We start from the raw sequence: 21,613 nt of genomic DNA, 5'->3' as shown, positions 1-21,613 counted from the left end.
CCGGCTCCGAGTCCCCACCTCAGGGCCGCAGACAAGGTCCGGTCTCAGCACCCGTACCGGTCGAGGACCTCACGGGTTGCCTGGTCCAGCGGCCCAAGCGGGTGGGTGCCGCCGTCCTCGGCCGGCCCCAGGCGCAGCGTCGTCTCTCCGCTGATGGGGGTGACGACGAGTACGCCGCCGTCCGCCGTGGCCTGGACTGCATCGTGCCGGTAGGGGGAGGCCGCGAGGCAGCCGTTCGCGTACTCCCGCTCGTAGCGTTCGTACGGGCCGGCGAAGTAGTAGCTCGCGACGGGCCCCTGCCCCTGCCACACGACGAGGGCGATCAGGCCCGCTGCGATGCCGGGCACCGCTGCGCCGAAGCCGGGCCCCTTGATCAGTTTCGGTCCGTACCGGATGACGAGCCCGATGCCCGTGCAGGCGATGAGGCCAGCTGCCATGAACAGCAACAGGGCGTGGGACAGCAGGTCGGCCTCCTTCCCGAAGGTCAGCGGCAACCCCGTGCATGCGAGCACCAGCCAGCCCAGTCCGGCCAGGGTCACACCCTGGTAGACGTTCAGCTTCGCCGGCCACTTCGCCCGGTCTGGCACCAGCTGCCGCTCGCGTCCCACCCAGCGCCCGGCGCCGCGCAGCCGCCCCGGCTGCGGTGGGACGCCTGCGGCCCGGTGCTCGACGAGGAGTGCAAGGACTGCGTCCCCGAAGGCAACGGCTCGGGTGTGCACCGCGAACCGGTCGCTCGACAACCGGGTGAACTCAGCCTCACGACCGGTCTGGATGCGCGTTCCGCTGCCCTGGGGGAAGGCACGGTTGATCGGGTGACCCGGGTCGGGGAAACCGGGAAGCGTGGGCGCCGACCGGCCCCCACCGCCGACCAGATCGGCCACTGCATGGCCCGTCCGCTCGGGGATGAAGGACTCGTACAGCCGGTCCACCTGCCGCTCGCCATGAAGGCTGGCCTGCAGGGCCTCGGCCTGCTCGAGGACCGCGGTGAGGAGAGGATCGGTCGGGGCGCTGCGCATCTTCTCCAGTGCGGCGTCCCGGGGAATGGCCCGCCACACTCCGCCGAGCCGGTCCACCGTCCGGGCCTTCCACGCATCGCGGAAGTACGGCCAGATGAGGGCGACCGGTAGCCGCCGGGGCGGACGCCGGTCGCTCAGGTGGGCACGCAGCAGCATGCCCGCGCTGCGGAGATAGTCGGTCTCGGCCGCATAGGAGATCGCGACGGCGGTCGTCCGCTCTGTGCTCGGAGCGTCGTCCACGCGCTGGGCGGCTGCTCGGGCGGCGTCACCCTTGGCGCTCAACTCGGCGATGGCCCGATGCCAGTGGCTGCTCACCGGCCGCCCCCTCTGTCCCCGGTCTGGTGTCGCCCTGAGGTTACCCGCACGGTCCGACACAGCAATCTCCCCGGCCAGGGCCACCGGCCGGGGAGGTCGTAACCGCAGGGGTCAGGCCGCCACTGCGTGACCGGAGTCAGCCTGCTGCTGGTGGCGGGACCAGTTCAGGTCGACGTGGGTGGCACCCTCGCGGACCAGGATGGGTCCGTGCGTCCTCTCCAGCCGGCGGTACTCGTTGCCGCCCGAGTTCGGGTTCTTGTAGCCGGCCCACTTGCCCAAGTCGGCTTGTGTCAAAGCCACACCCGCGGCCTGGTGGGCGACATAGATGCGCTCGGCCCGCTGGCGCTGGGACAGGTTCGGCGGCAGCACCGACAGGTCGATCTCGATACTCACCCGCTCTCGTGCATCCTCCTCTGCGTCCTCGTCCGGCGGGGTGTCGTGCTCCGGGTCCGGCTCGTCCTGGTCCAGGTCCGCATTCTCGTCGCCAGGCAGCAGCTCGTCCTCGTCAGCCTGCTTCGCGGGCTCGCCCACCTTGGAAGCCTCGACAGGGTCTGCCGCGCCCTCCCGCGACCCCGGCTCAGCCTCGCCCGGCTGGCCTTCGGGCGCACGCTTCGCGGCGAGGTCGCCGGATTCCGGCGCAGAACCCATGCCCTCGGGCTCCGGCTCCGGTTCGGTCATGGCCGCAGCTGCAGGCTCCGCCACCGGCTCCGGTTCGGGTGCCGCCGCTGCTGTAGGAGCTGCCGCCGGCTCGGGGGCCGGGCGCGGCTCAGGCACTGCGGCGGGCGCCGGGGCCGCGGTCGCCGGTGCCGCCGGTGCGGGTTCGTGCGGTACGGCACCGGGTTCGATGGCCGCGGCCGCCGGCGGTGCCGGCGCGGCCACCGCTGTGGGCGCAGGCTCCTCGGCCTTCTGGGCGGCAGGCTGCACGGGACCGGCGGTCAGGGCGTTCATGGGCGCCGTGGTGACGGCCGGGGGCGCGGCGGTCTCGGCCCGCTCCACGGTCACCTCTGCCGTGGCGGGCGCAGCCGCCGACGGGAGGGGGCGCTGGGAGCCGATCACGCGGACGTTGTCGACGGTCGCCAGGAGCTCGGCCCGCCACGCCTTCCACATCTTCACCGGCGCGCCGATCGGCCAGGGCAGCCACAGCAGCAGGCTGTAGTTGCGGTCGCGGTCGGCCTTGCGGCGCTTCTGCCGTCCCATGATCACTTGCTCGATCTTGAAGAGCAGCATCTCGAGCAGCACCGCGTACACCAGCGGGGGGACCATCGCGAGGAAGGCGGAACCGGCGCCCGCCTCGGGGGCGTGGAGGAGGTTCATCGCCGCTGACGCGGAGACGAACCCGAGCAGCAGGATCCGCGTGATCGCGCTGGAGCGCAGGGTCAGAGCCTCGAAGAAGCGGATCAGGCTGAGGCTGAGGGCGCCGGCGTCCAGGAGCAGCGCGAACCCTGTCGCGGCGTCCCAGTCGCCGCCGTTGTGGGCGTGGGCGTACTCGCGCTGCGCCCCGAAGGAAAGCCAGGCGGCGATGCCAGCGAGGACGAACATCATCAGGCAGCCGACGCCGAGCGCGATCACGGCGAGGCGGCGCTGCCAGGCGTTGCGGCGCTGGAGGGCGAGCTGGGTGCGCTCCTCGGCGGTGGCGTTCTGCTCGGCGGCTCTGCGTCGGTTGCCGAACACCATGGCGACGGTGGCCGCGGCGCCGATTCCGGCCACGGCGAGGCCGGCGGGCAGCGCCCACTGGACGGTGGTCATCGCTGTCCTCCTTCCCTGGTGTGGCCCGCCGCGGTGGTGGGCCCGGCGGGCGGGACGGCGGCGTTCTGCCGGCGGCGGCTCATGTGCGCGGTCTCCTTCGTCGGACGGACGGCCGAAAGGGCCCCTCGCTCTCTACAGGTGTGATCGAGCGGTGCGGTGTGACACCGGAGGTCGGTGAATCTGAGACGCGTCATGAGGCCGCGGACCCCAAAGTGGGCTGGATCCTCTCGCCCTTGAGGAGCGTGCGCAGCAGGCCCACGGTCTCGGGCGAGGAGTCGACGCCTTCCTCGGCGTTGATTCGGGCCAACTGGGCGGCGGCGCGCTCCAGGCCCTCCCGGTCGCCCATCTCGTGGCAGATCGTGAAGAGGTCCCGGTAGAGCAGCTCGCTCTGGGAGTCGACGAGCATGCCCTTGGTGACGGCCTGGGCTGCCGCCCGGTAGTCGCGGATCTGGCGGCGGCGTTCAGCGAGTTCGTGGGCGACGTCGACGATCGCGCTGATCATCTCCTGGATGTCGGCTTCCGCCCAGCAGTACTTGGAGGGGTCGACATCCGCGAAGGGGCGGCCGCGTACGAGGGCCAGGGCGTGGGCGAGGGCGACGTCGGCGTCCTGCCCGTCGTGGTGCATGCCCTGCTGGTACAGCTCCTTGAAGCGGTCCCAGTCCGAGGTGACGGCGGGGCCGAGCCGGTAGACGCCTTCGGTGACCGCGGGAAGGTAGGCGCCCCGGGGGTCGTCGGCGGGAAGGTGGGGGTTGGGGCCGAGCCAGGAACGCAGCCGCGAGATCGCGGTGTTGCGGGTGCTGGAGGTCTTTCGCAGCCCGGGCCAGATCGCGTTGTCGAGGTCCTGGCGGCCCAGGCCCGGGTGCAGCACGAGCCAGGCGGCGATCTCCAGAAGGTGGTTGTGCCGGTTGCTGCCCACTCGGCCCTGCGCGCCGGCCAGTTTCACCGGGCCGAGGACCTGGACCTGGGGGCCTGCGGGCTCGGCCGGCGGGGTGGCCAGCGCGGCCAGGACGGTGGAGGTCGCGGCGCTGGGGCGGGGGATGATCCGTGCTTCGGTCGCTGTCGAGGCTGTCGTGGTCTCGCCGAGCGCGGCCGCGGTCAGGCCGGACTCGTCCTCGTCGTCGGCCAGGGCTGAGTCCGCTTCCTGCGGCTCCTCCTCGTCCGGGCCGTCGCCGAGCGCGGCGGCGGACAGTCCGGAGTCGGCTTCCTCCTCGTCGGGCGACGACGGGGAGTCGTCCTCCTGCTCGCCGAGTACTTCGTCGAGGACCTTTTCGAAGTCCTGCTCCGGCTCGGCGGTGTCCCACACCTCGGCACCCAGCGCGGACGCTTCCTCGGGGTCGCCGTCCTCAGCAGGCTCGCCGTCCTCCCAGTCGGTGGGCTCACCGGCGGCGTTGCTGTCGGTGTGCTCGTCGGGCTGGTCGTCGGGGGCGGGGGAGCCCGCGACTGCGGGGGACAGGGCGCTGCCGTCCTCCTCTTCCTCCCAGCTGTCGCCGTTTCCGCTCTGGGCGTCGTCGTCGATCAGGGCGGGGGAGAAGGCGGTGAAGGCCGGCAGAGCGGTCGCCAGGCCGCTGCCCTGCGTGGCGACCGTGGTGGTCATTGCAGGGGCGGCGGTGGTCTCCGGAGCGAGCGCGGAGTCCTCGCTGACCGGAACGGTGGGGCGGGGGCCGTTCGTGTCGGCCGACCCGGTGTGCCCCGTCCACGCCGGCGGGGGGACGTCGTCGGTGCGGCTGGAGGTGGCGATCAGCTGGACGAGCCGGTCGTAGGAGTCGTCGTCCAGGTGCTGGAGCTTTACCGCCAGGTTCAGGTCTGGCAGTTCGACGGTGGTGCCGGGCTGGGCGGGCAGCGTCCAGGCGCCGGGCAGGTCGAGTTCGCCGCCCGCGGCGGTGACGACCGCGACCGAGGTGCGGGGCCGGGAGGCGAGGAGGTCCTCGAGCTCGGCGACCGCCGGCCCGGTGGGCGGGGCGGTGGCGATGAGGATGCGGGGGATCCACGTGTCGCCGCCGTCCTCGCCGAGCCGGGCGGCCCACAGGTGGTCGTGGCCGCCGTCGGTGAGGGCCTGGCGCTGGAAAGCGTCGTGCGCCTGGAGTTCGGTGGCGGCCGGGCCGATGTCTGCGTGGTGCTCGATCTGGTCGGGGTAGAGGTGGTGCAGGTCGCTGCCGGCGCCGGCGAGGACGATCTGCGTGTCGGGCGCCAGCTTGGAGGAGGCGAGTTCAACGGCGAGGGCGAGCATGACCGCGCGGACGTCGGCCGGACTGCCGGCCAGGCGCAGCAGGCCGATGCTCTCCAGGTTGACCAGGACCGCGTCGCCGTCCTCGGTCTCGCCGAGGCTCACCAGGGCCGGGTAGGGCGCGGTGATGTCGGCGGCCTCGTCTTCGTCGAGGAGGTGCGCGCCCCGGGTGGGGCACGACCACACGGTCGGGTTGTCCTCGTGCTCGGAGAACGGTTCCAGCGGCGGGGTGGCGGCGGCCAGGTGGAGCTCGACTCCGCGCGCGGTGATGCGCATCGCTTCGACTTCCGGCAGGGGCCGGCCGGCTTGGCGGCAGTTGGCAGCCAGGGTGCGCAGGGCGCGGTCGGCGAGCACGGTGCCGGTGATGTCGGACGCGACGCGGAGCTGCTTTTCGAAGTCCGCGGTGGCACCGGAGGGCATGGGGATGCGCCGCTTGGGGCGCCGGCGGCGCTGCTGGCGCGCGCGACGGGTCGCGATGACTGCGAGGACGGCCGCGGCCAGGATGCTTCCCGCCGCGGCGATCGTCTGCACGCTCTGGTCCCCGCTGTCGGAGCCGTCCTCGGTGTCGTGGTCCTGGGGTGCCTGGGTGGGCGTGCCGTGCTGTTCGCGATCGGGCGCGGGGGTGTGCGCGGAGGGCTGCTGGGTGGGGGTCTCCGGCCGGGCGGTCGGCTGCTCACCGTCCTGGGCGTCCTTGTCCGTGCCCTGGCCGGGGGTCTGGGCCGTCTCGCCCTTCTCCCCGTTCTCGGCGCCCGGGCCCGGCTTGTCCTGGGCGGGCGGCTGCGTCTGGTCAGAGCCAGGTTGGTCTTCGGCCTTGCCCTGGTCGGTGGGCTGCTCGCGCGGCGGCTGGGCCTCGTGCGGCTTTGAGTCGCTTTGGTCGCTGCCGGCCGCGGCGGGGATCTGCAGTTTCCAGCCGGGGTAGATCTCGTCGGGGTCGCCGAGGGTGCGCCCATCGGCCTGCTTCACGCCCTTGTTCGCTTCGACGATCCGGGGATAGTCGTCGGCGTCGCCGAGCTCGTCCTCGGCGATGCCGGTCAGCGTTTCGCCGGCGCGGACGGTGTGGGTCTCGGCCGCGGCCTTGGAGCCGGCGGTCTGCGGACGGACTCCGCCGTGATCGGCGACGGGTGCGGCGTCGGCGGGAAGGCGCAGGGTCCAGCCGGGCTGCAGGACGGTGGTGTCGGCGGTGACGAGCGAGCCGTCTGCCTGGCGTACGCCCTCGTTGGCGTCGACGATCCGGTGCCACTCGATTCCGGCACCCAGGCGCTTCTCCGCGATGTCCCAGAGCGTGTCGCCGTCCTGGACGTGGTGGACGGGGCCGTCCCAGGCCGCGGAAGAAGAGGACGCAGCCTTGGTTGCGGTGGCCGCTGTGGAGTGGGCGTCGGCGGTGACGCTGGCTGTGGCAACGGTGGCGGGGGCGGCGCTGGCGGGAGTTGCCATCGCGGTGCCCGCCGGCAGCAGGACGAGGATGCCGCCGACGAGCGCGCCAGCGAGCTGCTGGGATCCGCCCAGCATGCGGATCCGGGGCGCCCGGACGTGGCGCAGCGCGGCGCCCGTCTCCAGGACGACCGAGGCCACGAAGCTGAGCCAGCCGTACCAGCCGATGAGGGTGATGGCGCCCAGGAACAGCTGGCCGGAGTCGGGACTGGTGAGCGCGGCGGTGATCTCGTCGAAGCCGGGGACGTGGTCGGGCAGGACTCCGATGCCGAGCAGAACGGCGGGCACGCCCACCAGGAGCGCGACCAGGGCCACCAGGGCGACGAGCGCACGGACCAGGGTGGCGGCGGTACTGCGGTTTCTCATGATCGTCACCCCTTGTAGACGAGGTTGGCGCTGCCGTGGCCGGTGACGGACCCGCTGGCCCCGGCGAGGAACACGGCGCTGTACGACTCGGTCACGGTCACCTCCAGGGATCCGCCGTCCTCGCTCACGCTCACCGTGCCGCTGACCCCTGCGTGGCTGAGGTAGGTCCGTGCCGCGGCGACGGCCGCGTTGCGGTCGACGGTGATGCCGTCGCCGGAGATCGCCTTGCTCGCATCGACGGCCTGGCCACCGGCTCGCGCTGCCTCGGCGGCAACGCCCTCGGCGTGGGTGAGCGCTCGCAGTTTGCCGGCGCCGTCGTAGACGAGCGCGGCCACGGCGAAGAGCGCCACGATGGTCACGAGGGCGAACACGCTCATCGCGCCCCGGTCATTGCGCAGGGCGCGACGGATCCGGTGGGTGAGGGCGAAGCGGGCGGGTGGCATGCGGTGGTCCTGTCAGCCGCGCTGGCGGTAGGAGTCGATTGACGAGGTAAAGCTGCTGGTCAGAGTCTTGGATCCGGGCAGTCCGGGCAATCCGATATCCGAGAGCCGCACCACGCAGGTCACCGTGGCGGTGGTCGAGGCGGGCTCACCGATCTGCGCGGAGAACCCGCCGGTAGAGACGGATATGGAGGTGGACGTGCACTGCAGTCCTTGCTGGTCCAGCACGCTGCGCGCCATTTGTGATCCGGCGGAGCTGGCGGCACCGCCGGTGCGTTCCAGTGAGGCTGCGCGCGCTGCGTTGCGAGCCGCGGTGTCGACGGCGTTGCCGGCGGACCCGATCCGGCCGAACGCGATGACCAGCAGCAGCACCAGAATGAGGACGGGAAACAGGATGACCGCTTCCAGCGACAGGGCGCCGCGGTCGTCGCGGAGTCTTTCGGCGATGCTCACCGGGCCTCCGTGATGCGCTCGGCGGCCGCGTCGGCATGCTGGTCGATCTTCAGCTTCAGGCCGGGGATCATCGTGTCGACGTAGCCGGTGACACGGATGGTCACCGTCGCTCCCTTGCTCCCGCTTACCGACGTGCCGGAGATGGTGCCGCCGGCCCTGGAGAGGAACTCCCGGGCCTCGGCAGTGCCGGTCCCTGCAGACGCTCCTCGTACGCGGGCGGACTCAACCCCCAGCTGTGCGGCGGACATCGCCACGTTGCGCGCGTGCCACCACAGGCCGACGTGCACGACCGTCAGGATGATCAGCAGTACGGCTGGGAAGACGATGAGCATCTCCAGGGACACGGCTCCGCGGTCCCGCGCGTCGCGCTCGGCGAGCGCGCGGGACCAACGGCGAAGAGCCCGGCGAAGTCGGATCACTTGATCTCTTTCGACTTCTCGTTGACCTTGGTGAGGATGACGCCGGCGGCGATCGCGGCGACGACGACGAGGCCCGCGACGATCATCATCGTCTCGATCGAGATTGAGCCTCGGTCGTCGCGGAGGTTGCGCAGCCGCTCGATCCGGGCGCTGAAGAAGGTCTTCAGGAAGATGAGGTTGGGGTCGTTGCCCATCGTGGATTTCCTTGTCTCTTTTGGGAGTTAGCTGGCCATGATCCGCGCGATCGCGGGATAGCCGATGTATACGGTCATGATCAGGACGAGCATCGCGACAGGCATCACCATTTTTTCGGAGGCCATGTTGGCCTGGGCTTTCGCCGTGGTGACCAGGGCGCCGGAGAGCGACTTGGCCTGCGCGCCGAGGGTGTCGCCGACGGCCGCGCCTTCCTCACCGGCGATCGCGATGATGTCGGCCGGCGCTCCGAGTTCAGGGACGTCGAGTTCGAGCGAGAGCCGCTTGAGGCCCTCCCACGGGCTGATGCCTTCGAGCTCAGCGCGGGTGATGGTGTCCCGGATCTTCGCGAAGACCCAGCCTTCGCCGACGTCTGCGGCCCGTTTCAGGGCCTGGGTGGGGGCGGCGTCAGCGGCGCGTTCGAGCTGGACGAGCCGCAGGTATGCCTTGACGGCGTACCGGAAGTCGTCCTTGGCTTCCACGGCCTGCTGCTTGAGCTGCAGGTCCGGCAGGAGCCAGAAGACGATCGCGAGGCCGAGGCCCGCCATCGCCGGGATCGCCACGGGGAAGGGGTAGCCGGCCAGGTTGGCCAGGCCCACCGCCAGCACAGGCAGCAGCAGTCCGTACAGCGCGAGGCCGATCTTGCGCCCGAGGTGCGCGGCGGGGGACCGGCCGACGAGCTCCAGCTGCTGGCGGGGCAGGCGCAGGGTGCCTTCGCCGACGGTGCGCAGCAGGAAGGCACCGGCCTTCTCCATGAGGGAGTTGGGCTGGCTGTCTCGGTTGCGGTCGAGGTTCTCGAGCCGGGTGGCATCCATGCGGGACAGAACGTCGCCGAGGTCGGGCCGACCGGGCAGGATGCCGCGGGCGGCGATGACCAGGCCGAGGCCGGTGACGGCGCCGCCGACGATGGCATAGGGGGAGAAGATCACGGCGTCTCCTTGGCGATCTGGCCGCCGGAGCGGTCGGCCGGCGACAGGAACCGGGGCGCGGGTTCGAGGATCGCCATGCGTCGCATCCAGATCTTGACCAGGACGAAGGCGACGGCGACGAAGGCCAGGACGAGATGCCCGGCAAAGGTGTCGTAGGGCTCGACGTAGGCGCCGGAGAACGCGGTGACTCCGAAGATCGCCAGGCAGAAGATGGTCACCCAGCGGTCGTTGGTGCGGGGCTTTTGCCGGTCGGCCTCGACCTCACGCCGTGAGAGCACTTCATGCTGGAGGGCTTCGGCAAGTTCACGAAGAGCCTTGCTCAGCCCGCTGCCTCGGTCCTCGACGTGCAGGATCAGCAGAGCGGCGACCTCGTCGACCATTGCGTCGTTCAGCTCGTCGGCGAAGGCCCGGTAGGCGTCCTGGGGCACCCATCCAGCCTGCTGGCGTGAGACGAGGAGGCGGACCTCCTCCCGGATGGCGCCCGGGACGGTCTCCAGGCTGCGCTGGATAGTGGCCTCCAGACTGACGCCGACGGTGTGGATGTCGGACATGCGCCGCACCCATTCCTCGATCGCCTCCAGCTTGTCGATCTGCGACTTGCCGGAGCCGGAGGTGTTCAGCAGCCAGGGCAGGCCGATGACGACGGCGACGGTGACCAGGCCGCCCATCAGCCAGCCGGTGAACAGCCACACGCCGAGGCCCGCCACGGCAGAGCCGGCCAGGCGTGTCTGGCCCCGGGCCCACCAGGAGGTCGGCGTACGGGCGTCCTTGACGAAAACGGCCCGGATCTTGCGCTCAAGGCGGCTGCGGCGGCGCACCGTCGTCGACGGTGCCCAGCCGACGCCACCGGCGACCGCCAGAGCGAGTCCGCCGACGGCGGCGAGACCGCCGAGCGCGGCGAGCAGGGAGTTGAGGGTGAGCGTCACAGCGGCATCACCGATTCCAGCGGCGCGCCCCAGCTGCCCCACGGTCGCTGCATGACGGTGCGGTCCAGCCCGGCCCGGACGAGGTCTTCCAGGTTGCTTTGGGAGATGTTCCCGTGGGGCACGGCCCTCGGCTCCCGGCGCCCGTCCTGCTCGCGGGGAGCGAAGACCATCTGGTGGGAGGGGCGACCGCCCTCGCCGATGCCGGTGATCTCCATGACGTGGCTGACGAATCGGTGCTTACGTCCCGGCTTGCCGCGCTGGTCGACGAGCTCGGTCTCGTCGACCAGCCGTACGTAGACGACGAAGTCGACGGCTTGGGCGATGAGCCGGTAGGCCAGCGCTTCGGTCATTCCGATGCCGGCCTCCAGACACAAGGTGGCCAGGCGCTCGATCGACAGCTGGGGGCTGCGGGCGTGCAGGGTGGCCATCGACCCGCCCTCGCCCTCGTTCATCGCGTGCAGCATCGGCACGACCTCTTTGGAGCGGACCTCGCCGACGATCACGCGCCGCAGCGACATACGCAGGAGCTGCGGGAAGAGGTCGGACAGGGACAGCTCGCCCTGGAGCTTGCCGTCGGCCCCGCGCTCACCGTTGGACTCGCGCCCTTCGTAGGCGACGACCTCTGGACCCTCGGGGTCCTCGTGGAGATGGAGCTCGTACTCCGACTCCAGCGTGCCCACGCGCTCGGTGCTCGGGATTTCCCGGGCCATGGCGCGCAGCAGGGACGTTTTTCCCACGCCCTGGGAGCCGACCACGATGATGTTCTTGCGGCCCTTGACCGCGGCGGTCAGGAAGTGCGCGAGCGAGGCGTCGATCGTGCCCCAGCGCACCATGTCGTTCAGGCCCTGGCCGCGGGTGCGGTGGCGGCGGATGACGATGCTCGGCCGCGGCGTGACGTACGCAGACGCCGCCAGACGCGATCCGTCGGCCAGACGGAGGTTCAGGTTCGGCGTGGCCGGCGTCAGCGCCCGCTCGCCCTGACCCTGCATGCGCGCCAGGTGGTTGATGAGGTTGATCAGGTCGCGGTCGGTCTTCGCGATCGGGTCCCAGGTGCGTGTCGGACGGTCGGCGTAGTCGACGCGCACCTTGTCGCCGTAGATGATGATGTTCTCGACGTGCGGGTCGTCCAGGAGAGGCTGGAGACGGCCGGCGCGGAACAACTCGTCGAAGACCGCCTCGCGTACTGCACGCTCCTGCTGGGGCGTCAGATCCGATCCGCTGGCCGCGTACTTCGTCGCCCATTCCGAGACGACCTGCCTGATGATCGACTGTCCGCGCTGCCGGCGGTCCTGCTCGGTCATGGACGCGTCGGCACCGGCGGCCTCGCCGATCTTCATGCTGGCCTGTGAACGCAGCTCGGCGAGAACCTCGTGACCGACCGGGAGCGCGGCCGGGACCGCGGTGTCGGGAACCCGGACGAGGCCCTGAGGGAGGCCGGCCGGAGACGCCTGCGCGGGCACGGGCCGGAGAACCGGCGCGTCCTGCGTGGTGCTCTCCTGGAGCGCCTGGGCGAAGAGGGCGGTGTAGTCGTGGGCCGTGGTCTCCGGCCTGGTGTCGGTCATGATGCCCTCCCGGTGACCGCCTGCATTCCGGCCGGTTGCAGCTGCACGCGCCGCTTGGTCACCAGCTCATTGATCGTTTGGTGGGCTGTGCGCGCGGACCGCAGAAGGGTGCGCGGCATTTTCTTGTAGGCCCCGTGAGTGAAGACGTCGGCGCTGTCGGGGTCCCACGCGAGCATGCCGACCACCGGTGCCATCAAGTGCTGCTGTACCTGGCTCGAGTTGAAGGAACCCTCCTCGATCAGCAGCAGCCCGAGTGCGTCGGAGCCCGTGCCGTGGTGCGCGAGTTCCTCCCTCAGGACCCGCACGGCGGGCGCGGCAGCCGCGATCGAGGCCTGGGTGGTGCGGACGACCATGAGGACGGCGTCGGCGCGGTGCAGCAGCGGCGTCGGGTAGCGGGTGGTGGACAGCCGGGTCTCGGACTCGGTGAGGATGCGGCCCGCGTCGACGATCACGTCGTGGCCGGTCTGGTCCATCACGCCGAGCAGCCGGGAGATGGGTTCCCAAGTGCGGCTGAGTGATGCCGCCTGCGTGGGGTCCGTCAGTCCTGGCAGGAGCATCCGCTGGCCGGTGTTGTCGCGGTCCAGGCTGACGAAGTGCTGGGAGAACTCCCGCGCGAGGGTGCCCTGGCGGTCTGCGGCCGCCAGCCGGTGCAGTCCGGTGGCTGCGTTGCCTTCTCCGCCGAGGTAGCCGGCGCGGATCGTGCCGCCGGCGGGGTCGGCCTCGACCAGCAAGGAAGGCTTCGGTGAGGAGAGGGCGAGCGCGAGTGCCGAGCAGGTGACGCCGCTGGACTTTCCCGACACCAGTGCGATGACCGCCATCAGCTCGTCGCCTTCAGCACGATGGCAACGTTGCCGCCGGCAGCCCAGGCAGCAAGTGACGTGCTGTTCACCTCGGCCGCGGCAACGTCGACGACCACGGCGCCGTTGGCGTCGGGCGCGCCGACGCGGGACACGACGGCAGGAAGACTGTCCGGGGTGGAACCTGCCTTGGTGGAGGAGGCTGAGGCGCTGCCGTCCTGAGGGGTGTGGACGATGGTGACCGCATCGCCGGTGCGCAGCGTCTGGATGGGCAACTGGCCGGGCTTGGCGAGGATGCCCACCACGGACTTGCCCTTGGTCACACTGGATTCGGCGCTCACGGAGTCCTCAGTGACCAGCGCACCGCTCGGCAGGTCGGCTGCGGCCGGCTTGCCGATGATGTCGGATGCGCGGGAAGCGGGCAGCGAGCGCAGCTGGGTGTCGTGGGATATCTCGGTGGCCACCAGATCCGACGCCTTGATGTTCTCGCCCGCCGCAATGGGGTGCCGGGTGGCAACGACAGAGACCTTGTCGCCGGCCTCGTTGACCATCCACACCGACACCAGGGCGCCCACAGCGGCCAGCGCCAGGCCGGCGCCGACGACCACCGGACGTCGTCGGCGGCGCGGGGCGTCGTTGGTAATCGGCAGCAGCACAGGCGCGGAGCCCGGCTCGGACGGTGCCGTCGGCTGCTTGGTTCGCGGCATTGTGATGGTCTTCCTTGCGCTAGTTGACAACCTGCAGCTCGCCGACGCGCGCTGTGGTGTTGGACGTACGGATCTCGTCGGGCAGCGTCCCGCTTGCACCGTTCGACGCCTGCCAGGTGACTTCCCAGGAGCTGGTCGCGGTGATGGTGAACTTCCCGCCCGACTGGCCGGCGGAGACCTTGGTGTAGCGGTAGCCGCAGTCCGGCGAGGTCTTGTCCCCGAAGGTCTTGGAGTACTTCGTGCCCGCGGTCGTGCAGGTGACCGAGCCGCCGTCTCCCATGGAGTAGGTGATCTTGGTGACACGGGCCGTGGCCGTCACCGACAACCCCGGAACCGCAGCCGTCGCGCTGTTGGGACCCCAGGTGGTGTCGCTCTTGTTATTCCACAGCCAGACGGGCATGCCGACGAGACCAGGGGCGTCAGGACCCGGCGAGCTGCCGATGTTCGCGCCCAGCAGCGTCATCTTGTCCCGGGCCTGACGCGCCAGCACCTCGGGGTCGGGGAGAACAGTGGCGGGCGGCGTGGTCAGCCAGACGATGCCGCCGACGTCGTTGACGATGCAGTCCCTCACGTAGAAGGCGCCGGGACCCGAGGTGTCCGCCCCGTTCATGTCGGTGTGCCCCGGACCGGACGGCGGCTGGGGATCCGCGAGCTCGTAGAAGCAGCGGTCGGCCGGGTTGTACCCGGGCATGCAGGGGATCTCGGTGTCGTCGGTGAGCTTGCACATCCCGTTTCCGCCCCCGCCTCCCTCGCCCCCGCCGCCTCCTCCGCCGGTGCCGCCGCCTCCGCCCCCACCGGGCTTACCGGGCGTTCCGACGTCGACGCACACGTCCACGTCGGAGCAGTGGCCGGCGCCCCCCGCATACGCGAGGCCGGCCGGTATCAGGGCGGTCAGGACCGCAACGAGGCCCAGCACGCGGGCAGAACGGATCAGCAGCCCTTCGTGCGGTCGGCTGTGATCTTCGTGACGAGCCATGTGTCGCCCTCCAGCGTGGCTTGGGACGTGACGGGGTACTTCAGACGCTGCTCCGCGAGCTTGAGCTCCTTGCCGGAGTCCTTGTAGACGGGCTTCCAGCTGGTCGCGTCGAAGCAGTCGGTGACCGTTGCGGTCTTGCCCTTGGTGTCGACGGCGGTGACCTGAGGCTTCATCTCAGGACGGCCGGTGAACTTGATGCCCATCGACTCGTTGCGCAGGACCGACTTCTTGAGGTCGGTGGCGGCATCGCCCCTGGCGTACTTGGCCAGTTCCTCGGTGTGCAGATCTCCGTCCGCGGCCATCTTGATCTGGACCTCGCGCATGTTCGTGTACGCGGCGAGGACCTTGTCCTTCGCTGCCTGATCCGGATCGTTGGACGGCGTCGAGGAAGCGGTGGCGGAGGGCGAGGAAGCCGTCTTCTTGGGTGTGTCGGAGCCACAGCCGGCCAGAGCGCCGGCTGCGACGGTGCACATGAGGACAGCACCTGCGAGTCGCAGGACATGGGTGCGGTGGTGGGTGGTCGAAGCCATCGACAGATCCCCTTCAGGAGTCGGGTGCGGGCGCTGGCGCGCGCTCAGGGCGGACAAAACGCGGCGAGGTGAGTCCTCTACCGCGCTTCGCCGGCTCTGGAGGTGCACGCCAGGCCAGGACCCGGCGAGCCTACGGCCACGGCACAGGGCCATTGCCTGGCTCCCAGCCGCGGTGGGGGCATCGTGCCGTCGGTGAGCCACCGGTGACGAGGTGCCAGCGGGTGAAGAGGGCCGCTTCGCACCGAAGCCTGGATGGTCGACTCGGTCATCCACCCGGTTCCCGACCGGAGGTCGGCCGGTCGTATCAGTGATGCGGACCCATGTGGCACGAGTCCAGTTCGTAGATGTCGCAACGCGATTTCCCCCTCGCGGTCACGGACGTCGCGTCTCCCACAACGTGATCAGTCCGAGCCTGATTCTGGCCAGAAAGATCAGGTGCCGCCAGGCCCGGTTTTTTCCGGTAGCCGCACTTCCGGTATATGCCTCTGGCGCGGGCATTTGAAAAGGCTGTGGCCAGGACTTCAGGGCTTGATCAGCAGGGCCGGTCCCGATGCGCGCAGGGCGTTCCGGGCGGCCTCCTGGTCGGCCCCGGTGATGGCGTTAAGTCGACGTTCCACGAAGGGTGTGGAGGGGTGGTCCTTGCCGTAGACGGACTGCAGCAGCGCCAGGAGGCCCGTCCCGGTCCTGACAGCGTCGGGCGCGTTGGTGACGGTGAGCCAGGACGCGGCGGCGTTGCGGGCCTGCCGGCGGATCTGGCCGTGGGTGGCATCCAAAACCTGCTGCCAGGCCGCGGCGGTGTGCACCGAGACCTCGGTGGCCATGGCGGGCTGCTCGGCAAGCTGGGCGCAGAAGGCGACGAGTTCGAGGGCGTGGAGGGTGTAGTTGTGCAGGGGGCCGTGGCTCTCGGCGAGTTCCTCGCTGATGGTCCGAGCGGCCGTCAGGGCCTCCTCGCGCCGGCCGGCGCGGAGGGTGTGGCGGAGGTCCTTGATGCGGGGGGCGAGAAATTCGGGAACGGCGACGGGGAACTGCAAGACGATGGGGGCGGGGCTCATGAACTCTCCCTGGTGCGGAGCGGCTTCGAGCGGATGCCGCCGCCGGGGGGCCGGCGGCGGCATCCGGAATCGAGTCCAGCAACAGAGTGCTGCTCGACCGCGCACGTCAACGGGCGTGGGAGGGCCCTCGGTGCCTGGGTGGGCGCTCCCCCGTGCGTGCACGGCGCGCCGACGTCGGTAGTTGACCCCCCTGGGGAGCGGGGGTCAAGCCCCTGTGCTGCGCAAGCGGTTCGTATTTCAATGATCGGAACGAAGTGGGCTGCGCTGTTTCACCAGCCGGAATGGGCGAGGTGCGCCGCTGGAGCAGAGGTCAGGGCGCGAGCGGGCCGACCGAGGAGCGGTCCCAGGCGATGCGTGCCGCGTGGTCCATCAGCTCCAGCAGGTCCGGCGCGGTGGTGTCCTGCTCGAGGTGGCGGTATTCCGTACTGAGGGTGATCGCGAGCCGCTCGGGAAGGCCGAGGCCGGGGTAGCGGTCTTCCTTGATCAGGATGCGGGCCGCCTCGATGGCGGTCCGGCCCTGGCCGTGCATCACGTACGCCTGGTCCGAGAGGTCGTCGAGGTAGGCGACGTAGGTCCGCAGGTCGTCGGGGGTCATCAGCGGTCCGTGGCCGGGGACGATCCATTCGGGGTCGAGGTCCAGGATCCGCAGGCAGGCGGCGGAGACACGATCCAGGGGGCCGGCCCAGTGGGAGGGATGGTCTCCCGCGAAGACGATGTCGCCGGCGAAGACCACGCGCTGCTCGGGCAGATGGACGATGAGGTCGCCGACGGTGTGGGCCGGGCCGACCTCGTGCAGCTCCGCGGGGATGTCGCCGACTGCGATGTCGTGGCGTCCGGTGAACGTCGCGGTCGGCGGGAGAACCTGTATACCCGCGAAGTCGAACTTGCCGAAGTGCTCCCGGAAATACCAGCCGAGGGGCTGACCGGGGTCCGTGTCGTGGGTGAGAGCCTGCAGCTGCTGCGGCTTCGGCTCCAGGCACTGGTGCTCAAGGGCGGCGTGCGTGGCGAAGACCTCGGCGCCGGGAAGCTGCTGAAGACCCCAGGTGTGGTCACCGTTGGCGTGGGTGACAGCGACCCGGTCCAGCGGGACACCGGGGCCCGCCGCCGTACGGGCCGCGGTGAGGAAGACGTCGGTCAGGGCGGGCGTGTAGGGCGTGTCGATGACGAGGGCCTGGCCCCCGGATACGACGAAGCCGCAGTTGGCCAGGCCCCAGGTCGCGTCGTGGCCGGGCTGCCAGGCGAAGACGCCGGGCGCGATCTGCTTCAGGTCAGTGGTAGCCATGGGCATGCATTGTGCGGGCCGCGGCCGCCCGGACGAAATCTCTCCGCCGAGGCGACCGCGGGCGCGGTGTCAGTGGTGGGGCACGAACGGCAGGAGGAAGAACCGGGCGCCCGGGCTGCCGAACGGCTGGGCGGCGCACATGGTGACGGTGCCCAGCTGGGACGGCGCGTGCCGCTCGCAGCACCGGGTCCGGTGGTCCTCCGTGCCGCGCGGGGTCACGTAGCCGGCGTGCCGCATCGGCCGCGCGTCGCCGTCGGGATGTATGTACGCCAGGCTGTGGTCGCGGTAGATCGGCCCCGCCACCGGGTCGTCGTTGACCTCCTTGTCCAGCATCTGGAGGTCTTCGTTGTCAGGGTGAGCGGCGACCGCCGTGCGCAACTGGGCCGCCACTTGCGGCGCCCAGCGCGTGTCCCAGTCGACCAGGTGGTGCTCGCGCGCGTCCTCGCGCAGGAGCATCCACCGGATCAGGTTGCGTTCGGGCAGCGCCGGGGACTTCCCCTCGGGCTGCGGGAACATGAGTTTGAAGTCGTCGTTGGCGGCCAGCACGTTCCAGGCGACGTCATTGATGTAACAGGGCTGCCCCGAGACGCCGTTGACGGCCACCTGCCACGCCGGATCGACGTTCGTCCCCGCCATCGGGTCCATGGGGAACGGGGGCTCGTAGCCGATCGCGTAGACGTAGAGCGCGGTCCGTTCGCGCTCGTTCATGTTCAGCACCTTGGCGACGTTGTCGAGGAACTCGGCGGTCGGCTGAGGTGTGTTCCCGCGCTCGAACTCGGCGTAGGTCTTCTCCGTGACGAACAGCGCCTGGGCGACCTGGGCTTGGGACAGTCCGCGTGAGCGCCGGCCCCGTCCCGTGCGCTTGGGCCAGCCGAGCTCGACCGGGTCTATCTCTCCGCGCTTCCATTGCAGCAGCTGCTGCAACGCCTCCTTCTGATTCAACTTTGTACCCTTCCCCGTGATGCCATCCCCGTGCAGGCCGCGCGATATACCGGAAGCGCTCGCTCCTGAAATTCGCGGACCGGAAAATTCAGAGCCTGGTGAGCGGGATCTTGGCCGGGAAGAATCGACCACTGGATCGAATCCGCGTTGTGGGAGACGCGAAGGTCCTCCACAACCGCGAGGGGGAGTTCGCGTTGCTGCATCCCGTTGCCACCCCGCCGGACCGCACGGGCGGAGCCGTGGCACGCACCATGGCGGTGCTCAGAGCGCTGATCCGTCTCGGGCCGGGTGAACATCCCCTGGCGTCGGTAGCCGAGTCCGCGGACCTTCCCGCGCCGACCGCTCACCGGTATCTGCAAGCCTTGATGCGAGAGGGCGCCGTCGAACAGCGCGGGCCGCGTGCTCGCTACGCCCTGACTGACGCGCTGCACGGTCCCCCCTCTTCGACACCCGCCCAGCCCCTCCAGGCCGGCCCGCCCTCCCCTGCGGTGAGGGCCGAGATCGTCACACTACAGTCGAGAACAGGCCAGGTCGTATTTGTTTACCGACCACACCTGATCGGCACTCCGATGAGGATCTGCGCGGAACGGGCATACGGACCACACGCCGACGAGGTCCTCACGTCGCCTCAGATCACTTTGCGATCTCTTGAATCAGCGCCTCTGGAGTCCGACGCCGCCGGCCTGGCGATCCTCGCCTGCCTCGGCTCCATCGGCGACAACAAGATCGACACCGCGCCCGTCCGTGAGGAAGGTCACGCCATCGGCCCTTCCCCGCTGCCCGGCCGCACCATGATCGCCGCGCCCATCTGGTACGGCTCGGCCGTCGCCGGATCCGTGGCGCTGCTCGCCAAGGACGGGCCCATGCGGCGGGCCGCCACTCGCGCCCGGTACGTGGCAGCCGTGATGGACACGGCTGCGGCGATGAGCGGACAGCTGACGCGTTCCGGCGCCCGCCGGGCCAGTTGACCGACTACAGACCCCCACAAAGCACCACAGAAAGGCACCACCTCGTGTCCCGTTCAGTCCTGATCACCGGCGGCAGCCGCGGCATAGGCCTTGCCATCGCCCGTCACCTCGCCGAAGCCGGCGACCGCGTCGCCATCACCTACCGCTCGGGCGAGCCCCCCGAGGGACTGCTCGCCGTCCGCTGCGACATCACCGACACCGAGCAGGTCGACGCCGCGTTCAAGGAGGTCGAGGAGCAGCACGGCCCTGTCGAGGTCCTCGTCGCGAACGCCGGCATCACCAAGGACCAACTGCTGATGCGCATGAGCGAGGAGGACTTCGCCTCCGTCGTCGACACCAACCTCACCGGCGCCTTCCGTGTCACCAAGCGCGCCTCGCGCGGAATGCTCCGCGCGAAGAAGGGCCGCGTGGTGTTCATCTCCTCCGCCGTCGCCCTGCGCGGTGAGAGCGGCCAGGCCAACTACGCCGCCTCCAAGGCCGGCCTCGTCGGCTTCGCCCGCTCCATGGCCCGCGAACTCGGCTCCCGCGGCATCACCTTCAACGTGGTGGCCCCCGGCCTCACCGAGACGTCCATGAGTCAGGCGCTCAGCGACGAGCAACTCGAGAACCTCAAGACCCAGATCCCTCTCGGCCGCCTCGCCCGCCCCGAGGAGATCGCCGCGACCGTGGCCTTCCTCGCCTCCGAGCAGGCCGCCTACATCACCGGCGCCGTGGTGCCCGTCGACGGCGGCGCCGGCATGGGCCACTGACCTCTTTGACCGCCCGCAACCCTGGAGTCCGATGAGCGCATGATCTGACAGCGGGCAGTCCCCCGTGGGCTGCCCCGCGGCAGCAGGCCCCCGGTGTGTCCAGCACCTCGGCCCCGCCGCATCTCTGCCACCACCCGGCGAGTGTCCAGCCCGCCTGGTGAAGAACCCGGTCCGCAGACCGGGCAACACCGCCCCTGCCAGGGCGGATCACTTGGTTCCGGAAGAACCCGGCCCCACCGAAGAGGGGCTCACGCATGCCCGAAAGGAGGGCGTGCCCTGCCCATGATGCAGCATGCCCGCGCGCCGGTCCACGCCACCGCCGCCCCACCGCGCCCAACGCGCGGACAACACCGAATATCCCCGAACAACCGATTCAACCCGGTCTGTGAACATGCGGACCAGGAGATCGGCACGACCGCGTCCCGGCGTACCCGGCGCGGCGACTTCCTGCGCGCCGCCACCTGGGCCATCACCCAGCGCCTGCACCCCAAGGCCGGCGACACCACGCTGCGCGTTGCGCGTGACCTCGCTGCGCGCCTGAACGCCGACGGGCACGTCGCCTACTGCCGCGACACCATGTTCAAGCGCCTCGGCATCAGCCGCCGCACCCTGGAGCGGCACATCGCCGTCCTGCGCGAGCTCGGCCTCCTCGTCTGGGCGCTCCACGGAACCCGGGCCAACACCCGCCCCGCCGGAAGCGGCGAGTGGGCCGGCACCGCCACCATCTACGCCGCCGTCGTCCCGCGCGCCTGGGACGACGCCCTCGGCCACCGTGTGAGCGGCCACGGCTACCACGCACGGCACATCGGATTCACCGAACAGGGACGCCAGCTGGCCATCGCCGACGCCCGCCGCCGCACCCGCCCCTCCCACAGCCGTGACACCCCTTCCTGTAAGACCAACCACCCACGTCCTAAAGCTGAGATGGGAGGGAAGAAGAACAACACCAGCGCACCCCGCAGCGCGCGGCCGCGCTCCCGTCGCAGGCACGAGGTTCCAGAGCCCTACCGGGCCAACACGCAGCAGGCCGCGCACGCCGTCTCGGTCGCCGCCTGGATACGCCCCCGGGTGCCCTGGACCCAGGGCGAGGGCCTGCGCCGCCTCGCCTTCGCTTTGCGACCCTGGATCGCCACCGGCCTGTCCGCCGCCGACATCGCCGCCGACCTGTCGGTCTGGCGCGTGCCCCGGCGGCCGGCCTCCCCAGCCAGCGTGATCATGGCCCGCTGGAGCGAGTTCGCCGACCAGGACCAGCCAGCCCCCACGTGTGGACAGCGCGAGGAACCGGCCGACGCCGTCCCGCCCAACACGGCCTTCCTGGAGGCCATGGAGACGGTGCGCACCCGTCTGCACAGCCTCTACCCACCCGCCGAGCCGGAACCCGATCCGCCCGGCTTCGTCATCCGCGACAGGATCCTCGCCTCGCTCGCGGCGGCGGACCGGGCCCGCCACGCGCGCACCGCCGAGCAGTGCCTCACCTTCGCCGAGTGGGAGGCCGTCTACGACGCCCGGGAACGAGGCCCCTGGTGACCCCGCGCCGGCCCAGCCCCCGCACGAACGGAACGCACCAGGCCACGGCACCGACGGCGAACCC

General features: G+C 70.7%; 20 protein-coding genes and 1 pseudogene. 4 read left to right on the top strand and 17 right to left on the bottom strand.

The features are described from left to right. Window positions 1-44: 44 nt before the first annotated feature. The 17 genes from OG906_RS41625 to OG906_RS41545 all read right to left on the bottom strand — a co-directional run bounded on the left by OG906_RS41625 (window position 45) and on the right by OG906_RS41545 (window position 18,305). Window positions 45-1,331: a hypothetical protein gene (locus OG906_RS41625; RefSeq protein ID WP_329449039.1), complete on the bottom strand. Its 1,287-nt coding sequence runs from the start codon at window positions 1,329-1,331 to the stop codon at window positions 45-47. A gap of 111 nt (window positions 1,332-1,442) precedes the next feature. Then, complete coding sequence (locus OG906_RS41620) at window positions 1,443-3,077, bottom strand: DUF2637 domain-containing protein (RefSeq protein WP_329449040.1); 1,635 nt, start codon at window positions 3,075-3,077, stop codon at window positions 1,443-1,445. 190 nt (window positions 3,078-3,267) lie between these two features. After that, window positions 3,268-7,098 carry a LysM peptidoglycan-binding domain-containing protein gene (locus OG906_RS41615; RefSeq protein ID WP_329449041.1) on the bottom strand — a complete coding sequence of 1,277 codons (3,831 nt, stop codon included), beginning with the start codon at window positions 7,096-7,098 and terminating at the stop codon, window positions 3,268-3,270. Window positions 7,099-7,103: 5 nt separating this feature from the next. Continuing rightward, on the bottom strand, window positions 7,104-7,541 hold the full coding sequence (locus tag OG906_RS41610) for a hypothetical protein (protein WP_024127104.1): 438 nt from the start codon (window positions 7,539-7,541) through the stop codon (window positions 7,104-7,106). A gap of 12 nt (window positions 7,542-7,553) precedes the next feature. Then, a complete protein-coding gene (locus OG906_RS41605) occupies window positions 7,554-7,991 on the bottom strand; it encodes a TadE/TadG family type IV pilus assembly protein (protein ID WP_190148972.1) in 438 nt (145 codons plus the stop codon). Further along, window positions 7,988-8,410: a TadE family protein gene (locus OG906_RS41600; protein WP_212728701.1), complete on the bottom strand. Its 423-nt coding sequence runs from the start codon at window positions 8,408-8,410 to the stop codon at window positions 7,988-7,990. The genes OG906_RS41605 and OG906_RS41600 overlap by 4 nt, the downstream gene beginning before the upstream one ends. Further along, window positions 8,407-8,604, bottom strand: a complete 198-nt coding sequence (locus tag OG906_RS41595) for a hypothetical protein (RefSeq protein ID WP_329449042.1) — start codon at window positions 8,602-8,604, stop codon at window positions 8,407-8,409. Before OG906_RS41595 ends, OG906_RS41600 begins: the two co-directional genes overlap by 4 nt. A 27-nt stretch (window positions 8,605-8,631) precedes the next feature. After that, window positions 8,632-9,531, bottom strand: coding sequence for a type II secretion system F family protein (locus OG906_RS41590; protein WP_024127100.1), 900 nt, complete (start codon window positions 9,529-9,531; stop codon window positions 8,632-8,634). Continuing rightward, window positions 9,528-10,457 (bottom strand): type II secretion system F family protein, encoded by a 930-nt coding sequence (locus tag OG906_RS41585; RefSeq protein ID WP_190148974.1) that lies wholly within the window; start codon window positions 10,455-10,457, stop codon window positions 9,528-9,530. Before OG906_RS41585 ends, OG906_RS41590 begins: the two co-directional genes overlap by 4 nt. Continuing rightward, complete coding sequence (locus OG906_RS41580; protein ID WP_190148975.1) at window positions 10,454-12,019, bottom strand: CpaF family protein; 1,566 nt, start codon at window positions 12,017-12,019, stop codon at window positions 10,454-10,456. Before OG906_RS41580 ends, OG906_RS41585 begins: the two co-directional genes overlap by 4 nt. Then, window positions 12,016-12,837 carry a hypothetical protein gene (locus tag OG906_RS41575; protein WP_190148976.1) on the bottom strand — a complete coding sequence of 274 codons (822 nt, stop codon included), beginning with the start codon at window positions 12,835-12,837 and terminating at the stop codon, window positions 12,016-12,018. The genes OG906_RS41580 and OG906_RS41575 overlap by 4 nt, the downstream gene beginning before the upstream one ends. Then, entirely contained in the window at window positions 12,837-13,523 is a 687-nt protein-coding gene (locus tag OG906_RS41570; protein WP_024127096.1) for a flagella basal body P-ring formation protein FlgA, read from the bottom strand. Before OG906_RS41570 ends, OG906_RS41575 begins: the two co-directional genes overlap by 1 nt. A gap of 19 nt (window positions 13,524-13,542) precedes the next feature. Next, a complete protein-coding gene (locus tag OG906_RS41565; RefSeq protein ID WP_200725431.1) occupies window positions 13,543-14,250 on the bottom strand; it encodes an ATP/GTP-binding protein in 708 nt (235 codons plus the stop codon). A 203-nt stretch (window positions 14,251-14,453) separates the two neighbouring features. Next, window positions 14,454-15,029 (bottom strand): hypothetical protein, encoded by a 576-nt coding sequence (locus OG906_RS41560; RefSeq protein ID WP_024127094.1) that lies wholly within the window; start codon window positions 15,027-15,029, stop codon window positions 14,454-14,456. Window positions 15,030-15,550: 521 nt separating this feature from the next. Then, window positions 15,551-16,081 (bottom strand): hypothetical protein, encoded by a 531-nt coding sequence (locus OG906_RS41555; protein WP_329449043.1) that lies wholly within the window; start codon window positions 16,079-16,081, stop codon window positions 15,551-15,553. 310 nt (window positions 16,082-16,391) lie between these two features. After that, complete coding sequence (locus tag OG906_RS41550) at window positions 16,392-17,363, bottom strand: MBL fold metallo-hydrolase (protein WP_212728698.1); 972 nt, start codon at window positions 17,361-17,363, stop codon at window positions 16,392-16,394. A 69-nt stretch (window positions 17,364-17,432) separates the two neighbouring features. Next, complete coding sequence (locus tag OG906_RS41545; protein WP_212728697.1) at window positions 17,433-18,305, bottom strand: MmyB family transcriptional regulator; 873 nt, start codon at window positions 18,303-18,305, stop codon at window positions 17,433-17,435. A 251-nt stretch (window positions 18,306-18,556) separates the two neighbouring features. On the opposite strand from OG906_RS41545, the pseudogene OG906_RS41540 reads away from it, so the two are divergent. The 4 genes and pseudogenes from OG906_RS41540 to OG906_RS41525 form a co-directional block, all read left to right on the top strand. Beyond that, window positions 18,557-18,637: pseudogene (locus OG906_RS41540) on the top strand (helix-turn-helix domain-containing protein); the annotation flags it as partial. Window positions 18,638-18,943: 306 nt separating this feature from the next. Then, window positions 18,944-19,273 (top strand): hypothetical protein, encoded by a 330-nt coding sequence (locus OG906_RS41535; RefSeq protein ID WP_249938742.1) that lies wholly within the window; start codon window positions 18,944-18,946, stop codon window positions 19,271-19,273. Window positions 19,274-19,317: 44 nt separating this feature from the next. Then, the gene (locus OG906_RS41530) at window positions 19,318-20,022 is read left to right on the top strand and encodes a beta-ketoacyl-ACP reductase (RefSeq protein WP_212728696.1); all 705 of its coding nucleotides are present in this window, start codon (window positions 19,318-19,320) and stop codon (window positions 20,020-20,022) included. Between the two features lie 282 nt (window positions 20,023-20,304). Further along, on the top strand, window positions 20,305-21,549 hold the full coding sequence (locus OG906_RS41525; RefSeq protein ID WP_212728695.1) for a hypothetical protein: 1,245 nt from the start codon (window positions 20,305-20,307) through the stop codon (window positions 21,547-21,549). Window positions 21,550-21,613 lie beyond the last annotated feature (64 nt).

The sequence above is a fragment of the Streptomyces sp. NBC_01426 genome (assembly GCF_036231985.1).
Lineage (GTDB): Bacteria > Actinomycetota > Actinomycetes > Streptomycetales > Streptomycetaceae > Streptomyces.
Note: the sequence above shows the minus strand (reverse complement) of the source record. Positions and strands in the feature narration are given on the sequence as shown.

What these genes read in the sequence shown, in the direction of transcription:
- OG906_RS41575 (WP_190148976.1), bottom strand. Translation starts at nt 12,837, where the DNA reads ATGGCGGTCATCGCACTGGTGTCGGGAAAGTCCAGCGGCGTCACCTGC.
- OG906_RS41595 (WP_329449042.1), bottom strand. Translation starts at nt 8,604, where the DNA reads ATGGGCAACGACCCCAACCTCATCTTCCTGAAGACCTTCTTCAGCGCC.
- OG906_RS41565 (WP_200725431.1), bottom strand. Translation starts at nt 14,250, where the DNA reads ATGTGCAAGCTCACCGACGACACCGAGATCCCCTGCATGCCCGGGTAC.
- OG906_RS41610 (WP_024127104.1), bottom strand. Translation starts at nt 7,541, where the DNA reads ATGCCACCCGCCCGCTTCGCCCTCACCCACCGGATCCGTCGCGCCCTG.
- OG906_RS41615 (WP_329449041.1), bottom strand. Translation starts at nt 7,098, where the DNA reads ATGAGAAACCGCAGTACCGCCGCCACCCTGGTCCGTGCGCTCGTCGCC.
- OG906_RS41525 (WP_212728695.1), top strand. Translation starts at nt 20,305, where the DNA reads ATGATGCAGCATGCCCGCGCGCCGGTCCACGCCACCGCCGCCCCACCG.
- OG906_RS41570 (WP_024127096.1), bottom strand. Translation starts at nt 13,523, where the DNA reads ATGCCGCGAACCAAGCAGCCGACGGCACCGTCCGAGCCGGGCTCCGCG.
- OG906_RS41580 (WP_190148975.1), bottom strand. Translation starts at nt 12,019, where the DNA reads ATGACCGACACCAGGCCGGAGACCACGGCCCACGACTACACCGCCCTC.
- OG906_RS41550 (WP_212728698.1), bottom strand. Translation starts at nt 17,363, where the DNA reads ATGGCTACCACTGACCTGAAGCAGATCGCGCCCGGCGTCTTCGCCTGG.
- OG906_RS41620 (WP_329449040.1), bottom strand. Translation starts at nt 3,077, where the DNA reads ATGACCACCGTCCAGTGGGCGCTGCCCGCCGGCCTCGCCGTGGCCGGA.
- OG906_RS41560 (WP_024127094.1), bottom strand. Translation starts at nt 15,029, where the DNA reads ATGGCTTCGACCACCCACCACCGCACCCATGTCCTGCGACTCGCAGGT.
- OG906_RS41555 (WP_329449043.1), bottom strand. Translation starts at nt 16,081, where the DNA reads ATGAGCCCCGCCCCCATCGTCTTGCAGTTCCCCGTCGCCGTTCCCGAA.